Origin of the sequence: Pseudomonas sp. CDFA 610 (assembly GCF_021147865.1) — a bacterium.
GTDB classification, from domain to species: Bacteria; Pseudomonadota; Gammaproteobacteria; order Pseudomonadales; family Pseudomonadaceae; genus Aquipseudomonas; species Aquipseudomonas alliivorans.
Genome location: NZ_JAGTPM010000014.1, coordinates 91,888 through 106,401 on the forward strand (window position 1 = coordinate 91,888; position 14,514 = coordinate 106,401).

Genomic DNA, 14,514 nt, shown 5'->3' on the forward strand with positions numbered 1-14,514 from the left:
TTTCAGGCCAGCGCCTTGAGCGCCGCATTGATATGCTGCAACACATCTGCCTCGCCCCGCTCGGCCCAGTACACAGCGATCATTTGCGAATCCGCTTCGACCTTGAAGACATCAGCCGGCAGCGTGCGGAAATGTGCCAGCAATGTGGTGTCCTCGCAGGGCTCACGCCAACGGTTGACCCACACTCCAGGCTCAAACTGCCAGTAGGTCCACGCATCGGGCTTCGAGCCTCTGCGCGGCCGATGGTATTGCGCGCACGGGCTGGGCGGCTGCCTGGGGAGCCAGTGAGGCCACTCCTGCGGCGCAAGCTGCATCGCCATGCCGATGCGCCGTGCTTCCATGCGCAATGCCATCCTGCCGCTCTGATGACGCGACGGACGCAACCACACAAGTGGGCTCAACATCACACAAATGATTGACAGGACTATCCAGACCGTCATATTTCTTGCCCCCGCCCGATTCAGGCTAAACAACAATTTGAAAACAGTGGCTTGCACGGGGTCTGCCCAGATGCGAACGAAAGAGCCATACTCACCCCATCGCAACCCTCTCGGAGGACACCCTCATGTCGTATCAACATATTCTGGTTGCCATTGACCTCACCGACGAATGCAGTGCGGTGCTCAAACGTGCACTGGAGCTGGCAAAAGAGAGCAATGCGAAGCTGTCCACGGTGCATATCGTCGAACCCATGGCAATGGCCTTCGGAGGCGACGTCCCGATGGACCTGTCGCAGCTGCAACAACAGCAGTTCGATCAGGCCAAGGAAAAACTGGAAAAGCTGAAAATCACCCATCCTGATTTGAGAGCCGGCGAAAGCCATCTGGTGTATGGACAACCCCGCCAGGAAATCCACCAACTCGCGAGTAAGCAGGAGTGCGACCTGATCGTCATCGGCAGTCACGGCCGCCATGGCCTTGCATTGCTGCTTGGCTCCACCGCCAATGACGTCCTGCACGGCGCACCTTGCGACATGCTGGCGGTACGTCTCAAAAAGCCCGAGTAGCGTTGGCGTAAATGTGAAAAGCCCGGACATGATCCGGGCTTTCTGCTTTTAACGCCAGACAATCACTCGTCCAGCTCGGCCCAGCGCTCCAGCAAGGCATCCAGCTCGCCTTGCAGACTTTCCATCTGCGCCAACGCCGCAGTGGTCTGCTCGGCTGGCTGCTGATAGAAGCCCGGCGCAGCCATTTCAGCAGTGAGAGCAGCCATCTTGCCTTCGACTTCGTCGATCTGGCCCGGCAAGGCTTCCAGCTCACGCTGATGCTTGTAGCTGAGCTTCTTTTTGGCGACCGGCATTTCCTGAGCGGCTACCGGGGCAGCCTGAACAACAGCACTGGCCAGCTCGGCCTTGCCCGACTTGGTATCCGCCACACCCAGCAGACGCGGGGAACCACCCTGACGCAGCCAGTCCTGATAACCACCCACGTATTCGCGAACCTTGCCTTCACCTTCGAATACCAGCGTGCTGGTCACGACGTTGTCGAGGAATGCCCGGTCGTGACTGACCATGAGTACCGTGCCCTTGAAGGTCAACAGCACTTCTTCGAGCAGTTCCAGGGTTTCAACGTCCAGATCGTTGGTCGGTTCGTCGAGAACCAGCAGGTTGGCAGGCTTGCTGAACAGCTTGGCCAGTAACAGACGGGCACGCTCACCACCCGACAGCGCTTTCACCGGAGTGCGGGCGCGCTGAGGGCTGAACAGGAAATCCCCCAGATAGCTCAGCACGTGACGGCTCTGCCCATCAATATCGATGAAATCGCGACCCTCGGCGACGTTGTCGATCACGGTCTTTTCCAGATCGAGCTGGTGACGCAACTGGTCGAAGTAGGCAACGTCGAGACGCGTACCGACTTCGACCTTGCCGCCGGTCGGCTGCAGGTTGTCGAGCATCAGCTTGAGCAGCGTGGTCTTGCCGGTACCGTTGGCACCCAGCAGACCGATACGGTCCTCGCGCTGCAGGACCATGGAAAAGTCCTTGATCAGCATCGGACCGCCCGGGTGCGCAAAGCTGACGTTGTCCAGCACCATGACCTGTTTGCCGGATTTCTCGGCAGTGTCGAGCTGAATATTGGCCTTGCCGGTGCGCTCGCGACGTTCGCTGCGCTCGACACGCAACTCCTTCAGCGCACGTACACGGCCTTCGTTACGGGTACGACGGGCCTTGATGCCCTGACGAATCCAGACTTCCTCCTGGGCCAGACGCTTGTCGAACAGCGCGTTGGCGGTTTCTTCGGCCGCCAGCGCTGCTTCCTTGTGGACGAGGAAACTGGCGTAGTCGCCGTTCCAGTCGATCAGGCCGCCGCGATCCAGCTCCAGAATACGGGTCGCCAGATTCTGCAGGAATGCCCGGTCGTGCGTGATGAACAGCACTGCACCCTGGAAATCCTTGAGGGCTTCTTCCAGCCAGGCGATCGCGCCGATATCCAGGTGGTTGGTCGGCTCGTCGAGCAGCAGCAGATCGGGTTCGGAAACCAGCGCCTGAGCCAGCAGGACACGACGACGCCAGCCACCGGAGAGCTCGGCGAGCGTCTTGTCGGCAGGCAACTGCAGACGACTAAGGGTGCTTTCGACCAGCTGCTGCAGACGCCAGCCATCACGGGCCTCGAGGTCCTGCTGCACGTGCATGAGCTTGTTGAGGTCGTCCTCAGTCACGCAGTTCTGGGCCAGATGATGGTATTCGGCGAGCAAGGCACCCACGCCATCCAGACCTTCGGCCACCACGTCAAACACTGTCCGTCCGTCGGCTACCGGCAATTCCTGGGGCAACTCGCCGATCTTCAGACCGGGTGCACGCCAGACAGCGCCTTCATCGGGCTTCTGAACGCCCTTGACCAGCTTCAACATGCTGGATTTGCCAGTGCCATTGCGGCCAATGATGCACACCCGCTCACCACGGGCGATCTGCCAGGACACCTTGTCCAATAACGGCATGGCGCCGAAAGCAAGGGACACATCGCTGAATTTGAGCAGGGTCATGAGCTTCTCCAAAAACCGGGCGCGCATTCTACCTGAGATAGCCGGTGGATGTCGGGATTCGTCGCGCAGGCGGTCGACACAGCGTCTTCTTTATACCCGCCAATTATTTCTTCATGAGTCAAGCTCGTCGGCAGTGCTTTCACGATGAGCTGGCAAAAGGCTAAGCTAGCCGCACTTTTCACGACTCATCTGCTCGGAAGTCTCATGCGCAGTCGTTTGTTCAGCTTTCTATCGTGCCTGCTCCTCTCCGCCACTGCCGTCCAGACCGCTCACGCGGCAGACCTTACCCAACAACGCAAATATTACGACGAGGCCAAGCGTGCGCTGGCCAAGGGCGATTCAGGCCCGTACCAGATGTACAGCACGGCACTGGCCGACTATCCGCTCGAGCCGTATCTGGAATACGACGAGCTGACTGCGCGCCTGAAGACCGCCAGCAATGCCGAGATCGAGAAGTTTCTCGCCGAGCATGGTGATCTTCCCCAGGCCAACTGGATGAAGTTGCGCTGGCTGCGCTGGCTCGCCGAGCGCGGCGACTGGCAGCCGTTCGTAAAGTATTACGACCCCAAAATGAATTTCGTCGAACTGGACTGCCTGTATGGCCAGTATCAGTTGAATAACAACAAGCGCGCCGAAGGCTATGCCAATGCCGAGAAGCTGTGGATGACCGGCAAGACCTTGCCGGCTGCCTGCGACGCGTTCTTCGCGCAATGGGCTGCGGCAGGTCAGTTGACCGAGCAGAAACGCTGGCAGCGCGCCAAGCTGGCGGCACAGGGCCGCAACTACACCCTGGCCAACACGCTGGTCAACAGCCTCAACTCGCTGGCACCACAGGGCAAACTGCTCGTTGCTGTGGCCCAGAAGCCGGAGATGATCAACAACCCGGGGCAGTTCCTGCCGGTGGATGAAGCCATGTCCGACGTCGTGGGCCTCGGCCTGCGTCGATTGGCACGTCAGGACCCGCAGAAAGCCCTGGCGATGCTGGACAGCTATGCGATCACCATGCACTTCTCCCGGGAAGAGCAGGTGGAAATCGCCAAGGAAATCGGCCTGACGCTCGCGCGCCGCTACGATGACCGTGCGCTTGAGGTCATGACAAAATATGACCCGGACCTGCGCGACAACACCGTGACCGAATGGCGTCTGCGCCTGCTGCTGCGTCTGGGCCGCTGGGAAGATGCCTATGAGCTGGCGCGCCGCCTGCCCAAGGATCTCGCCACCACCAACCGCTGGCGTTATTGGGAGGCCCGTGCGCTTGAACTGGCCCAGCCCAACAGCCCGATGATTGCCGCGCTGTACAAAGACGTGGCCAAGGAGCGTGATTTCTACGGCTTTCTGGCCGCCGACCGCACCCAGAGCCCTTACCAGCTCAACAACAAGCCGCTGGTGCTCAGCCAGGCGCTGATCAATAAGGTACGCAACACGCCGGGTGTCCGTCGCGCGCTGGAGTTCCATGACCGTGGCGAGATCGTCGATGGTCGTCGCGAGTGGTACCACGTCAGCCGCCATTTCAATCGCGATGAAATGGTTGCGCAGGCCAAGCTGGCCTACGACCTGAAGTGGTATTTCCCCGCCATCCGCACCATCAGCCAGGCGCAATACTGGGATGATCTGGATATCCGCTTCCCGATGGCGCACCGCGACACGCTGGTTCGCGAAGCGAAGATTCGCGGCCTGCATTCCAGCTGGGTATTTGCGATTACCCGCCAGGAAAGTGCCTTCATGGACGATGCGCGCTCGGGTGTAGGCGCCAGCGGCCTGATGCAACTGATGCCCGCCACGGCCAAGGAAACCGCTCGCAAGTTCAGCATCCCGCTGGCCTCACCCCAGCAGGTGCTCGACCCGGACACCAACATCCAGCTTGGCGCTGCTTATCTGAGCTCGGTGCACAGCCAGTTCAACGGCAACCGCGTGCTGGCCTCGGCCGCCTATAACGCGGGGCCCGGCCGCGTACGTCAGTGGCTCAAGGGTGCCAATCACCTGGCATTCGATGTCTGGGTGGAGAGCATTCCGTTCGACGAAACCCGTCAGTACGTGCAGAACGTATTGTCGTATTCGGTGATCTACGGCCAGAAACTCAACTCGCCGCAGCCGCTGGTGGACTGGCACGAACGGTTTTTTGATGACTTATGAGGTGGAGCAGACATCGTTATGAAGATGTCTGCCTCGACACTGATAGTGCCCACGCGCACCGCGTGGGCATGCATCCTGTGACGCTACGCGTCACACATGGCACAGATTGCGGATTCAGTGAGCCGAGCGCAGGGCTCACGTCACCCTTTCACTCCAACACCTCCACTTCCATCCCCACCTCGATCTCGCCCGGCCCGATATTGACCATGTTCTGCCCGAACATGACGTTGCCTTCGACTTCACGGTAGGTCTTCAGGGTCGCGAAGGGTTCGCGGTCAGGGCTGCGTTCACCGGTGGCAGGGTCGATAGTGGTGAGGATGCAGCGGGCACAGGGCTTGAGCAGTTCGAAATGCATGTCGCCTATGCGGATACGCTTCCAGTTGTCTTCGGCGAAGGCTTCGGCGCCTTCGATCACCAGATTGGGCCTGAAGCGCAGCATTTCTACATCCCTGCCCAGCCTGGCAGACAGGTCGTCGAGCGAGCCCTGGCCGATCAGCAACAGCGGAAAACCGTCGGCAAAGTTGACGCGGTTGTCGGTGGAGCCATAGCCGCCAGGCAGCCAGCGCGCACGCTCGACGGGCATGTAGACCATGCGCGTCGGCTTGCCGATGAAGCGACTGACCCATTCGGCCGCCTCCTCGCCTGCGTCAGGCACCTGCAGCGAATCGCGCCAGACGGTCACGCCGCGCAGGTTTTCCTGCACATCGGCCGGGACAGCGACATCAAGCGGCGCGAAGTCTGGCGCACTCAGGGTCACGCCTCCGCCAGCGTTCCACAGCACCGAAAGTTGCGACATGTGCGACACGGCGCGCTGGGTCAGAAAACGCCCCGTACTCTCATCAACCAGCATCCAGCGTCGATCACCCGCCAGCCCCAGGCTGTCGAACGACGCCCGCTGCAGGATTTGCGCCTTGCATGATTTGAGAGGGAAACGATAAAGCGCGCGCAGACGTAACATGAACGGTTCCTTGGGTGGCTCGATAAGCTTTGCCGTGAGCGGCAAAGCTTATACGAACAGGAACCCGACAGGCAGTCTCGATCAGGCAGTGAATCAGTGAGTCAGCATCATCAGGCGCTCGCGCACCACTTCCACCAGCTTGTCGGGCTGGAACTTGGACAGGAAGTTGTCGCAGCCGACTTTCTTGACCATCGATTCGTTGAAGCTGCCGGACAGCGAGGTGTGCAGCACGATGTACAGCGCCCGCAGACGCGGATCGTTACGAATCTCGGTGGTCAGACGGTAGCCATCCATTTCCGGCATTTCCGCATCGGTAAACACCATCAGCAGTTTTTCATGCACGTCCTCGCCAGCATCAGCCCAGCCCTTGAGCATGTTCAGTGCTTTCAGACCATCACTGGCCACGTGCAACTTGAGACCCAGTTGCGACAAGGTGTCGCGCAACTGTGCCAACGCCACCTTGGAGTCATCCACCAGCAGCACTTCGCGACCACGCGCGCCCTCAAGCACCGGATCCTCGAGTTTCTCGCGGGACACCTTGGCGTTGTAAGGCACGATCTCGGCCAGCACTTTCTCGACGTCGATGATTTCCACCAACTGGTCATCGACCTTGCTGATCGCGGTCAGGTAATGCTGACGACCGGCGCTGGTAGGCGGCGGCATGATCGCATCCCAGTTCATGTTCACGATACGGTCCACACCGCCCACCAGAAACGCCTGAACCGAGCGGTTGTATTCGGTCACGATAATGGTGCTGCCGGGGCCTGGCACCAGAGGCCGCATGCCGATGGCCTGAGACAGGTCGATGACCGGCAGCGTCTGGCCGCGCAGGTTGACGACGCCGCAGACGAAGGAGTGCCGTTGTGGCATCAGCGTGAGTTTCGGGAGCTGCAACACTTCCTGAACCTTGAACACGTTGATCGCGAATAACTGGCGACCGGCAAGGCGGAACATGAGAATTTCCAGGCGATTCTCGCCCACCAGTTGTGTGCGTTGATCTACTGTGTCGAGAATGCCAGCCATTTTAGCTCCTGAAGCGTTGGTCACGATGAGTCTGCTTAACGTGTATCGGCTGAAACGAGCCGGACCTTAATGGCGATGAAAGGCCAATTTCAGACATTGATGTCACATTAACATCATGCTTTACTGATGTCGCATTTCAAAAAGTGTCCGTGCGACAACAAACTCGCTCCCGACGCTCACCCCCGATAAACAGGGTCGATACGCTCAGCCCTAGGTGTTGCCCTGAATGTCTATCGGGGAAAGCCTGATATGATCGCTATCTCATTGCCACTATTGTGACGCCATTCTCATTGCACGAAGGGAGTCAGGCTTGTGTTCGCGTTCCAGTTCTTGCAATCGACCAGCCCCGTTGAGATCGATGTTTCGCTCGCACAGGCAGCCATTGCAGAGGAAGCAGAGCGTTTTTTGCGCCCTGACAACAGGATCGGATCCACATTGACGACCCCCGACGCATATCAATACGACATCGCAGAGATACATTCCGAAACGCCCTACAGACTTTCAGATGAAATCGACATTAACTGTCAGCCATTCGCGGCGGACGAGAGTTCGCTGTCCATGATGTGTGGAGATACAGGATGCTGAGCAGTAACGATTGGCAGCAGAAACATGAACAGTTTCTGGCCGAGTCCCAGGCGCTTTTATATAAATCGGAAGAGTGTCTGTTACACCTTGAGTTGATCGGCGGCGATGAAGATGCGGTCGATTGCCTGCTGGCATCATTGCTGACGCTGACCCATAAAGCCGACGACGCATCCGTCCAATGTATAGCGGACTTTACCCGGCGATTGCGTAGCCTTCTCGATGACGCGGACCCGACCACCGGACTGTCACAGGAAACACTGGCGACCGTCAAAAGTTGTCTGGCCCTGATTTCCTGGCAGCTGGAGTTTCTCGATCCGAACACCGGCGAGCTGGTCATGGACAACGAGGAACAGCAGGAATTGCTGGGCAGACTTGCCGCCCTCTCGGCCTGTTCAGGCAAGCGTGAGGATGCTGTCCGCGAATAAACAACCAGAGGGCAGCAACGTCGCCCCCTCTTCACTGAAAACATTTGAGCATCCTGCAGATGGCAAGGAACGAGCGTTCATGCGCTCTCCGTTCGAAGCTGAGACTTGCGTACGAATACTCCTTTGAATTCCCTGCCCTGCATGTCTTCCATCCCGTCGGCGCACGCTGCAGTTAAACTGCTTGGTTGACGCGGCAGTACGGTAAGATTGTCCGACACCCATGACTTGCTGTTCCCGGACGTGAACGCGGGTTTGACTGGAACAGAATCAAAAGTGTCGAGTTCAATTTCCTTGAATATACTCAAACAGTCAGCTGACACTGCAATCAATATTAAATTGACATCAAGCTGTCCGATTATTGGCTATGGCTATTAATGGCGCGAATCGATATGCATGCCATCGTCCAGTCTTTGCGGTTGGGGTCTGATGCAACCAACCGGTTGAAGTGGGTCACAGCCGCGTTCTGTACCAGCGCAGCACTGGGCAATATCGTGTTGTTTGCCCGCTCTGCGGATTTTCCGGCATCGTTGCTGACGCTCAATCTGATCACTTTTGCCAGCATCTGGCTGTGGATGTGGCGCAACAGCCGTTTGATCCAGCTGCAGCCACAGGAATTGGCGCAGCGAATGCTGGATGTTCAGGAAACCGAGCGACAGCGCTTGAGTCGGGAACTCCATGATGACATCGGTCAGATGCTGACCGGCGCGCAGTTGCAACTGGCCTGGCTGCAACGCCGACTGCCTGACGCATTGAACACCCCTGCCGGGCAACTTGAGTCCACCCTTGCAGAAACACTGGAAAAAGTCCGCGACCTGTCCACCATTCTCAATCCTCGCCAGTTATCGAGCCTGGGGCTTGAATACGGCCTGCGCGCCCATCTGGTCGGCGTTCTGGCCAGCAGCCAGATCAACTGGAGCCTGGAGTGCAGACAGCACCTGAACGGGGTTCCCGAAGAGATGGCCGTCGCCGCCTATCGCGTCTGCCAGGAAGCAGTGACTAATATGCTGCGCCATGCACAGGCAAAAAATCTATTGATACGTTTCGAGCGTCAACCTGCCGGGTTGTTGCTTCTGATCGCCGATGACGGCAAGGGCTTCGAGCCTGCCGTCGGCCCGCGATCTGAAGGCAATGGCCTGGCAGGCATGCGTGAGCGTGTCATGTTGCTGGACGGGTCCTGGTCACTGCACAGCAGCCTGGGGCGGGGTACTCGAATCGAAGTCATGTTTCCCTGGGCGCCCCGTTCGGACGAGCGCGCCCATTTATACAAGAAAACACAATGACCTGCAACCTGTTACTGGTCGATGACCACTCACTTATCAGAGCCGGCGTACGCGCCCTGGTCTCGGACATTCCCGGTTACGCCATCGTCGGGGAGGCGTGCGACGGCAGTCAGTTGTCGAGTCTGACGCAACGCCTCAATCCTGACATCGTCCTGCTGGACATCGGCATGAAAGACATGAATGGCCTGGACGCACTGGAGCAACTGCTCAATGTACAGCCGGACTGCAAGGTTCTGATCCTGTCGATGCATACCGAGCCGGACATCATCATGCGTGCGCTGGAAACCGGGGCTCATGGCTATCTGCTCAAGGACGCCACAGCGACCGAGCTGGAGCAGGCGTTGAAAGCCTTGCGCAACGGTGAACGCTATCTGAGCCCCGCCATCGCGCATACCGTGATCAACCGGGCCTTGCAAGGCCAGCGCTCAGGAAAGTCCGAATTGCCGCAGGAGACGTACAACCTCACGGCTCGACAGATGGAAATCCTGCGCCTGATCGTGCGGGGCAAATCCACGCGTGAAATCGCCAGCGGCTTGAATCTGAGCATCAAGACCGTGGAGACTCACCGCTCACAGATCATGAAGCGGCTGCAGATCTTCGATGTGGCCGGTCTTGTGCTGTTCTGCGTCCGGGAGCGAATCATCAGCCTGGACGATTGAGCTGCTGAACCCTGCCCGCTGACGAGAGTACCGGCGAGTCGTCCGGCAAGTGAACCCTGAGCGCCGCAGGCCGTGCCTGGAACCGCAGGTCTTCGCCAGACAATGGCTCGCCATCCAGATTGATTTCCAGCCCCTGCGCAGACTTGAGTTCCACCCACGGCAGACGCGCACGCACGAACATGTTGTCGAAGCCAAGCCCGCCTTCAAGCAGGCTCCTGAGCGTACCGACCACTTCCTGAGGTGCAGGCAGGATGCTGATATCCAGCAGGCCGTCATCGGCCATTGCCGTCGGGCACAGCACATGCCCGCCGCCCGCCTGCCGCCCGTTGCCGATGCCCAGCGCCAACAGATCACCACGCCAGTGGAAATCCGGACCGATCAGTTCGCCGTGAGCGGAATGCAGTTCGCTGAATCGGGTAAGCCCGGTAAACAGGTAAGCCGCGCCACCAAGCACTTTCTTGAGGTCTTCCGAGGTATTGGCTGTCACCTGACTGCCGAAGCCGCCAGTGGCCATGTTCAGGAACAGCTTGCCACCCACTTCGCCCAGATCGACGGCACGCGGCGTGCCGTCCATCAGCTCCAGCGCCCTGTCGATTTCAAGCGGCACGCCGGCGGCGCGCGCGAAATCGTTGGCAGTGCCCAACGGCAGGATAGTGAGACTGGTATCGGTCTCTGGCGCCTGTGCCAGCGCCTCGGCGATGTCGCGCAACGTACCATCGCCACCGCCTGCCACGATATGACGATGCCCGGCCGCAAGTGCTTCGCTGACCAGACGCTGAGCATCGCCCCCCTCCCAGGTCAGACGCACATCCAGCTCCCAGCCCTGCCTGCGTTTTTCAGCGACCCCATCCCTGACCTCTTCATTGAGCGATTGCTTGCCGTGAAGAATGAGCATAGCCCTGCGTTGTGTCATGAAACCCCCTCTGGTGACCGGTACGAGTACCACGTATGAGTGACGCTTTTGTTTGCCAGCGCCTGACTGCATTTGGCACAGCGCAGGGTTGTGACCCCGCCGGATCGAAAAAAGCCCGTCCACGTGAATATTTTTTTATGCCTTTGACATAGGGTTTGGTCCCAAAAAATGGGAGGCAAATCAGTTCGCCAGCCTGGTAGCCGCTCGCATGCACCGCTCATCGCGACATTCGCCCTCCCATTTTCTGTTTCATGAGCTTAACTACAGCAAAACCCTTCGTTTGAGAGTTTTCACTCACAAACGGCTGAAATTTCTCACGTTAATGCGAGCACCGGTCGATATACACAAAGTGGTATCTACAAATAGCAGGGTTCAAAACCCATCGTTTCGACAACTTATTGGCTACGCTTCAGCAAACTCCGTAAAGAAGGTGTTTTTTTGACTCTGCGCTTTGACGACACAGCTCACATAAAGATTAGGCCCGGATGCCGCGGGGTTACAGGAAGTAAGGGAGCTTTATGAGGTTGCAACCGGTAGACAGCCTGTCGCTCACTCGCACCAGTCTGGTGGAGTATTTTCTATTCGGTATCCGCATCGCGCACGCACTCGCCTGCATGCTCCCCGGCCTGCTGCTCGGAGCATTCATGCCAGACGGCGTAATGGAAAAGCCGCAAGATTTTCTGGCGATGCAGGTCTTTTTCGGCATTGTTGTGGTGCTGATCTTTCAAGCCATGGGGGTGTATTCGGAGGCGCTGTTCAGCAACGCGCTGCGATTGCGCTCGATCGTGATTGCCTGGTCTGCTTCATTCGGCCTGCTGCTGTTCATGCAACGCACGCTGGGTCTGTTCGGCTACCTCTCCAATGAACAGCTGATGTTCTGGTATCTGGCCAGCCTCTTCCTGTACTGCGTCATTCGTCTGTTGCTGCTGGCATTGTTCAAGCACCAGATGCGCAAAGGCGTGTTCCTGCAGCACGCCGTGATTCTGGGCGCGACCGAGAACGGTATGCGTCTGGCCGAGTACCTGCTCCAGCATCAGGACATCCGCTCTGGCGTGACTGGCTTCATCGATGACCGCATCGGCCGCATGCCGAAGACCGTCGCCAACCTGCCTCTGCTGGGCAACACCAGTGACCTGGAGCGGCTGATCCGCGAAGAGAAGGTCACGCAAGTGCTGGTCGCCCTGCCCTGGACCGCCGAAAACCGTATGGACCACATCATTCACGAGCTGCGCCGGTTTCCGGTCAACGTGTTGCTGGTGCCGGACATGGTCGCGTTTCGTCACAGCCATAACCGCATTACGGAAGTGGCCAAACTGCCGATGTTCAACGCCTCGGACGTACCGCTCAACGGCTGGTCTCCATTTATCAAGCGCGCCGAGGACATCGTGCTGTCCTCGCTGGCGCTGCTCGCTCTGTCGCCGTTCATGCTGCTGGTCGCTTTGGCAATCAAACTAGACTCACCGGGTCCGGTGTTCTTCAGGCAAAAGCGCTATGGCTACAACAATCGCCTCATCGAGGTGTTCAAATTTCGCTCGATGCATCAGCACCAGGCCGATGCAACAGCGGAAAAACAGACCATCCGGGGCGATGCCAGGATCACCCGGGTCGGGCGCTTTATCCGCAAGACCAGCCTGGACGAGCTGCCACAGCTGTTCAACGTGGTAGCAGGCAGCATGTCGATGGTGGGCCCGCGCCCCCATGCAACGGCAACGAAAGCGGCCGGCATTCTTTTCGAGCAAGCGGTGAAGGAGTACACGTCGCGACATCGGGTCAAGCCCGGCATCACCGGGCTGGCTCAGATCAACGGCTATCGTGGGGAAACAGACACCGTGGAAAAAATCGAAAAACGCGTCGAGTTCGATCTTGAGTACATAGAAAACTGGTCCGTCTGGTTCGACCTCTACATCCTTATGCGCACTGTTCCGGCAGTGCTCTTCACTCGTGAGGCTTATTGATGAGCACCCTCATTCCCTGCATCATCGCCGGCGGCTCCGGCACCCGTTTGTGGCCTGTCTCCCGTGAAGCCATGCCCAAGCCGTTCATGCGCCTCCCCGACGGCGAAAGCCTGCTGCAGAAAACCTTCAAGCGCGCGGCCGCCCTGCCCCATGTCGAACGCCTGCTGACGGTGACCAACCGGGAAGTGTATTTCCGCACCGTCGATGACTACCGGCAATTGAACAAAAGCAAAGTCCGGCTGGATTTCATTCTTGAGCCGTTTGGCCGCAATACCGCAGCGGCCATTGCTGCGGCCGCTGTGCATGTCACCCGCCTGTACGGTGGCGACGCGCAGTTGCTGGTCTTGCCGGCCGATCACCTGATCACCAATATCGAAGCTTTCTCAAGGGCGGTCACATCTGCACAGGCACTCGCTGCACAAGGCTGGCTGGTGACGTTCGGTATTGTGCCGACCAAGCCGGAAACCGGTTTCGGTTACATCGAGAAAGGCCAGTCACTCAATACCGACGCGTATCAGGTTGCATGTTTCGTCGAGAAGCCCGATGCGGCGAGTGCACAGGCCTATCTGGACGGCGGCCTGCACCTGTGGAATGCCGGGATGTTCTGCATGCGCGCCGATGCGGTTTTGCGTGAACTGGAAACCCACGCGCCGGACGTATTGAGCGCTGTCAGGGCGTGCCTGGAACTGAGTCCGAGCAAAGAAGGCAACCGCGAATTGCAGGTTGAACTCGACAGCGAGTCGTTTGGCCTGGTGACGGATATCTCCATCGATTATGCCCTGATGGAGCGCTCAGACAACGTGGCGGTCGTGCCCTGCGAACTCGGCTGGAGCGACATCGGTTCCTGGGAAGCGGTGCGCGAACTGAGCGGCGCCGACACCCACGGCAACCAGTGCAACGGCCAGACCGTGCTGCATGACGTGACCAACTGCTACATCGACTCGCCCAAGCGGCTGGTCGGCGGCGTCGGTCTGGACAACCTGATCATCATCGACACGCCGGACGCGCTGCTGATCGCCGATGGCACGCGCAGTCAGGACGTCAAAATCATCGCTCAGGAACTCAAGCGTCAGGGTCATGACGCCTATCGTCTGCACCGCACGGTCACTCGCCCCTGGGGCACTTACACCGTTCTGGAAGAAGGCAAACGCTTCAAGATCAAGCGCATCGTGGTCCGTCCGCAGGCGTCGCTCTCGCTGCAGATGCACCACCACCGCAGCGAACACTGGATTGTCGTGAGCGGCATGGCGCGGGTTACCAACGGCGAACGCGAGTTCATGCTCGACACCAACGAGTCGACCTTCATCAAGCCCGGGTTTACCCATCGACTGGTCAACCCCGGGGTCATTGATCTGGTGATGATCGAGGTACAGAGCGGTGAGTACCTGGGCGAAGACGACATCGTGCGGTTTACCGACGTCTACGGACGCGTTCCCGAGCAGACCTTGAAAATCTGATCAGGCTTGATGCGAGCAGGCCGCTGGTGGCGGCTCTCCCTCAACCACTCTAGAGGACTGGACCCACCCGATACGAACCTGGCTGTAGCCCTACACCATGATTTTATTACCCGAAAGGGAGCCGTATTCGTGCATGACAGGAGTTCA

General features: G+C 58.7%; 12 protein-coding genes. 7 read left to right on the top strand and 5 right to left on the bottom strand.

All coding sequences use genetic code 11. The annotated features are described in order from the left end of the window. Positions 1-2: 2 nt before the first annotated feature. Positions 3-440 (bottom strand): hypothetical protein, encoded by a 438-nt coding sequence (locus KDX39_RS24050; protein ID WP_231662141.1) that lies wholly within the window; start codon positions 438-440, stop codon positions 3-5. A 125-nt stretch (positions 441-565) separates the two neighbouring features. Between KDX39_RS24050 and KDX39_RS24055 the strand changes: the two genes are divergently transcribed. Next, complete coding sequence (locus tag KDX39_RS24055) at positions 566-1,006, top strand: universal stress protein (RefSeq protein ID WP_231662057.1); 441 nt, start codon at positions 566-568, stop codon at positions 1,004-1,006. Between the two features lie 62 nt (positions 1,007-1,068). Here KDX39_RS24055 and KDX39_RS24060 read toward each other — a convergent pair whose 3' ends face one another. Beyond that, positions 1,069-2,979, bottom strand: a complete 1,911-nt coding sequence (locus KDX39_RS24060) for an ATP-binding cassette domain-containing protein (RefSeq protein ID WP_099228442.1) — start codon at positions 2,977-2,979, stop codon at positions 1,069-1,071. Between the two features lie 204 nt (positions 2,980-3,183). Between KDX39_RS24060 and KDX39_RS24065 the strand changes: the two genes are divergently transcribed. Then, complete coding sequence (locus KDX39_RS24065) at positions 3,184-5,112, top strand: transglycosylase SLT domain-containing protein (protein WP_231662058.1); 1,929 nt, start codon at positions 3,184-3,186, stop codon at positions 5,110-5,112. A 148-nt stretch (positions 5,113-5,260) separates the two neighbouring features. On the opposite strand, the gene KDX39_RS24070 is transcribed toward KDX39_RS24065, so the two are convergent. Continuing rightward, positions 5,261-6,070, bottom strand: a complete 810-nt coding sequence (locus KDX39_RS24070) for an MOSC domain-containing protein (protein WP_231662059.1) — start codon at positions 6,068-6,070, stop codon at positions 5,261-5,263. Positions 6,071-6,163: 93 nt separating this feature from the next. Beyond that, positions 6,164-7,093 carry a chemotaxis protein CheV gene (locus tag KDX39_RS24075; RefSeq protein WP_184319957.1) on the bottom strand — a complete coding sequence of 310 codons (930 nt, stop codon included), beginning with the start codon at positions 7,091-7,093 and terminating at the stop codon, positions 6,164-6,166. Positions 7,094-7,671: 578 nt separating this feature from the next. Here KDX39_RS24075 and KDX39_RS24080 point away from each other — a divergent pair. From KDX39_RS24080 to KDX39_RS24090, 3 genes are all read left to right on the top strand, one after another. Continuing rightward, the gene (locus KDX39_RS24080; RefSeq protein WP_231662060.1) at positions 7,672-8,103 is read left to right on the top strand and encodes a hypothetical protein; all 432 of its coding nucleotides are present in this window, start codon (positions 7,672-7,674) and stop codon (positions 8,101-8,103) included. Between the two features lie 389 nt (positions 8,104-8,492). After that, a complete protein-coding gene (locus tag KDX39_RS24085) occupies positions 8,493-9,383 on the top strand; it encodes a sensor histidine kinase (protein WP_231662142.1) in 891 nt (296 codons plus the stop codon). Next, positions 9,380-10,042 (top strand): response regulator, encoded by a 663-nt coding sequence (locus tag KDX39_RS24090; protein WP_231662061.1) that lies wholly within the window; start codon positions 9,380-9,382, stop codon positions 10,040-10,042. The genes KDX39_RS24085 and KDX39_RS24090 overlap by 4 nt, the downstream gene beginning before the upstream one ends. Here the strand turns inward: KDX39_RS24090 and yegS are convergent. Next, positions 10,026-10,955, bottom strand: coding sequence for a lipid kinase YegS (yegS, locus tag KDX39_RS24095; protein WP_099228434.1), 930 nt, complete (start codon positions 10,953-10,955; stop codon positions 10,026-10,028). The genes KDX39_RS24090 and yegS overlap by 17 nt on opposite strands. A 518-nt stretch (positions 10,956-11,473) precedes the next feature. Here yegS and KDX39_RS24100 point away from each other — a divergent pair. After that, positions 11,474-12,910 carry an undecaprenyl-phosphate glucose phosphotransferase gene (locus KDX39_RS24100; protein ID WP_231662062.1) on the top strand — a complete coding sequence of 479 codons (1,437 nt, stop codon included), beginning with the start codon at positions 11,474-11,476 and terminating at the stop codon, positions 12,908-12,910. Continuing rightward, a complete protein-coding gene (locus tag KDX39_RS24105) occupies positions 12,910-14,367 on the top strand; it encodes a mannose-1-phosphate guanylyltransferase/mannose-6-phosphate isomerase (protein WP_231662063.1) in 1,458 nt (485 codons plus the stop codon). The genes KDX39_RS24100 and KDX39_RS24105 overlap by 1 nt, the downstream gene beginning before the upstream one ends. Positions 14,368-14,514: the final 147 nt, after the last annotated feature.

What these genes read in the sequence shown, in the direction of transcription:
- KDX39_RS24050 (WP_231662141.1), bottom strand. Translation starts at nt 440, where the DNA reads ATGACGGTCTGGATAGTCCTGTCAATCATTTGTGTGATGTTGAGCCCA.
- KDX39_RS24055 (WP_231662057.1), top strand. Translation starts at nt 566, where the DNA reads ATGTCGTATCAACATATTCTGGTTGCCATTGACCTCACCGACGAATGC.
- KDX39_RS24060 (WP_099228442.1), bottom strand. Translation starts at nt 2,979, where the DNA reads ATGACCCTGCTCAAATTCAGCGATGTGTCCCTTGCTTTCGGCGCCATG.
- KDX39_RS24065 (WP_231662058.1), top strand. Translation starts at nt 3,184, where the DNA reads ATGCGCAGTCGTTTGTTCAGCTTTCTATCGTGCCTGCTCCTCTCCGCC.
- KDX39_RS24070 (WP_231662059.1), bottom strand. Translation starts at nt 6,070, where the DNA reads ATGTTACGTCTGCGCGCGCTTTATCGTTTCCCTCTCAAATCATGCAAG.
- KDX39_RS24075 (WP_184319957.1), bottom strand. Translation starts at nt 7,093, where the DNA reads ATGGCTGGCATTCTCGACACAGTAGATCAACGCACACAACTGGTGGGC.
- KDX39_RS24080 (WP_231662060.1), top strand. Translation starts at nt 7,672, where the DNA reads ATGCTGAGCAGTAACGATTGGCAGCAGAAACATGAACAGTTTCTGGCC.
- KDX39_RS24085 (WP_231662142.1), top strand. Translation starts at nt 8,493, where the DNA reads ATGCATGCCATCGTCCAGTCTTTGCGGTTGGGGTCTGATGCAACCAAC.
- KDX39_RS24090 (WP_231662061.1), top strand. Translation starts at nt 9,380, where the DNA reads ATGACCTGCAACCTGTTACTGGTCGATGACCACTCACTTATCAGAGCC.
- yegS (WP_099228434.1), bottom strand. Translation starts at nt 10,955, where the DNA reads ATGACACAACGCAGGGCTATGCTCATTCTTCACGGCAAGCAATCGCTC.
- KDX39_RS24100 (WP_231662062.1), top strand. Translation starts at nt 11,474, where the DNA reads ATGAGGTTGCAACCGGTAGACAGCCTGTCGCTCACTCGCACCAGTCTG.
- KDX39_RS24105 (WP_231662063.1), top strand. Translation starts at nt 12,910, where the DNA reads ATGAGCACCCTCATTCCCTGCATCATCGCCGGCGGCTCCGGCACCCGT.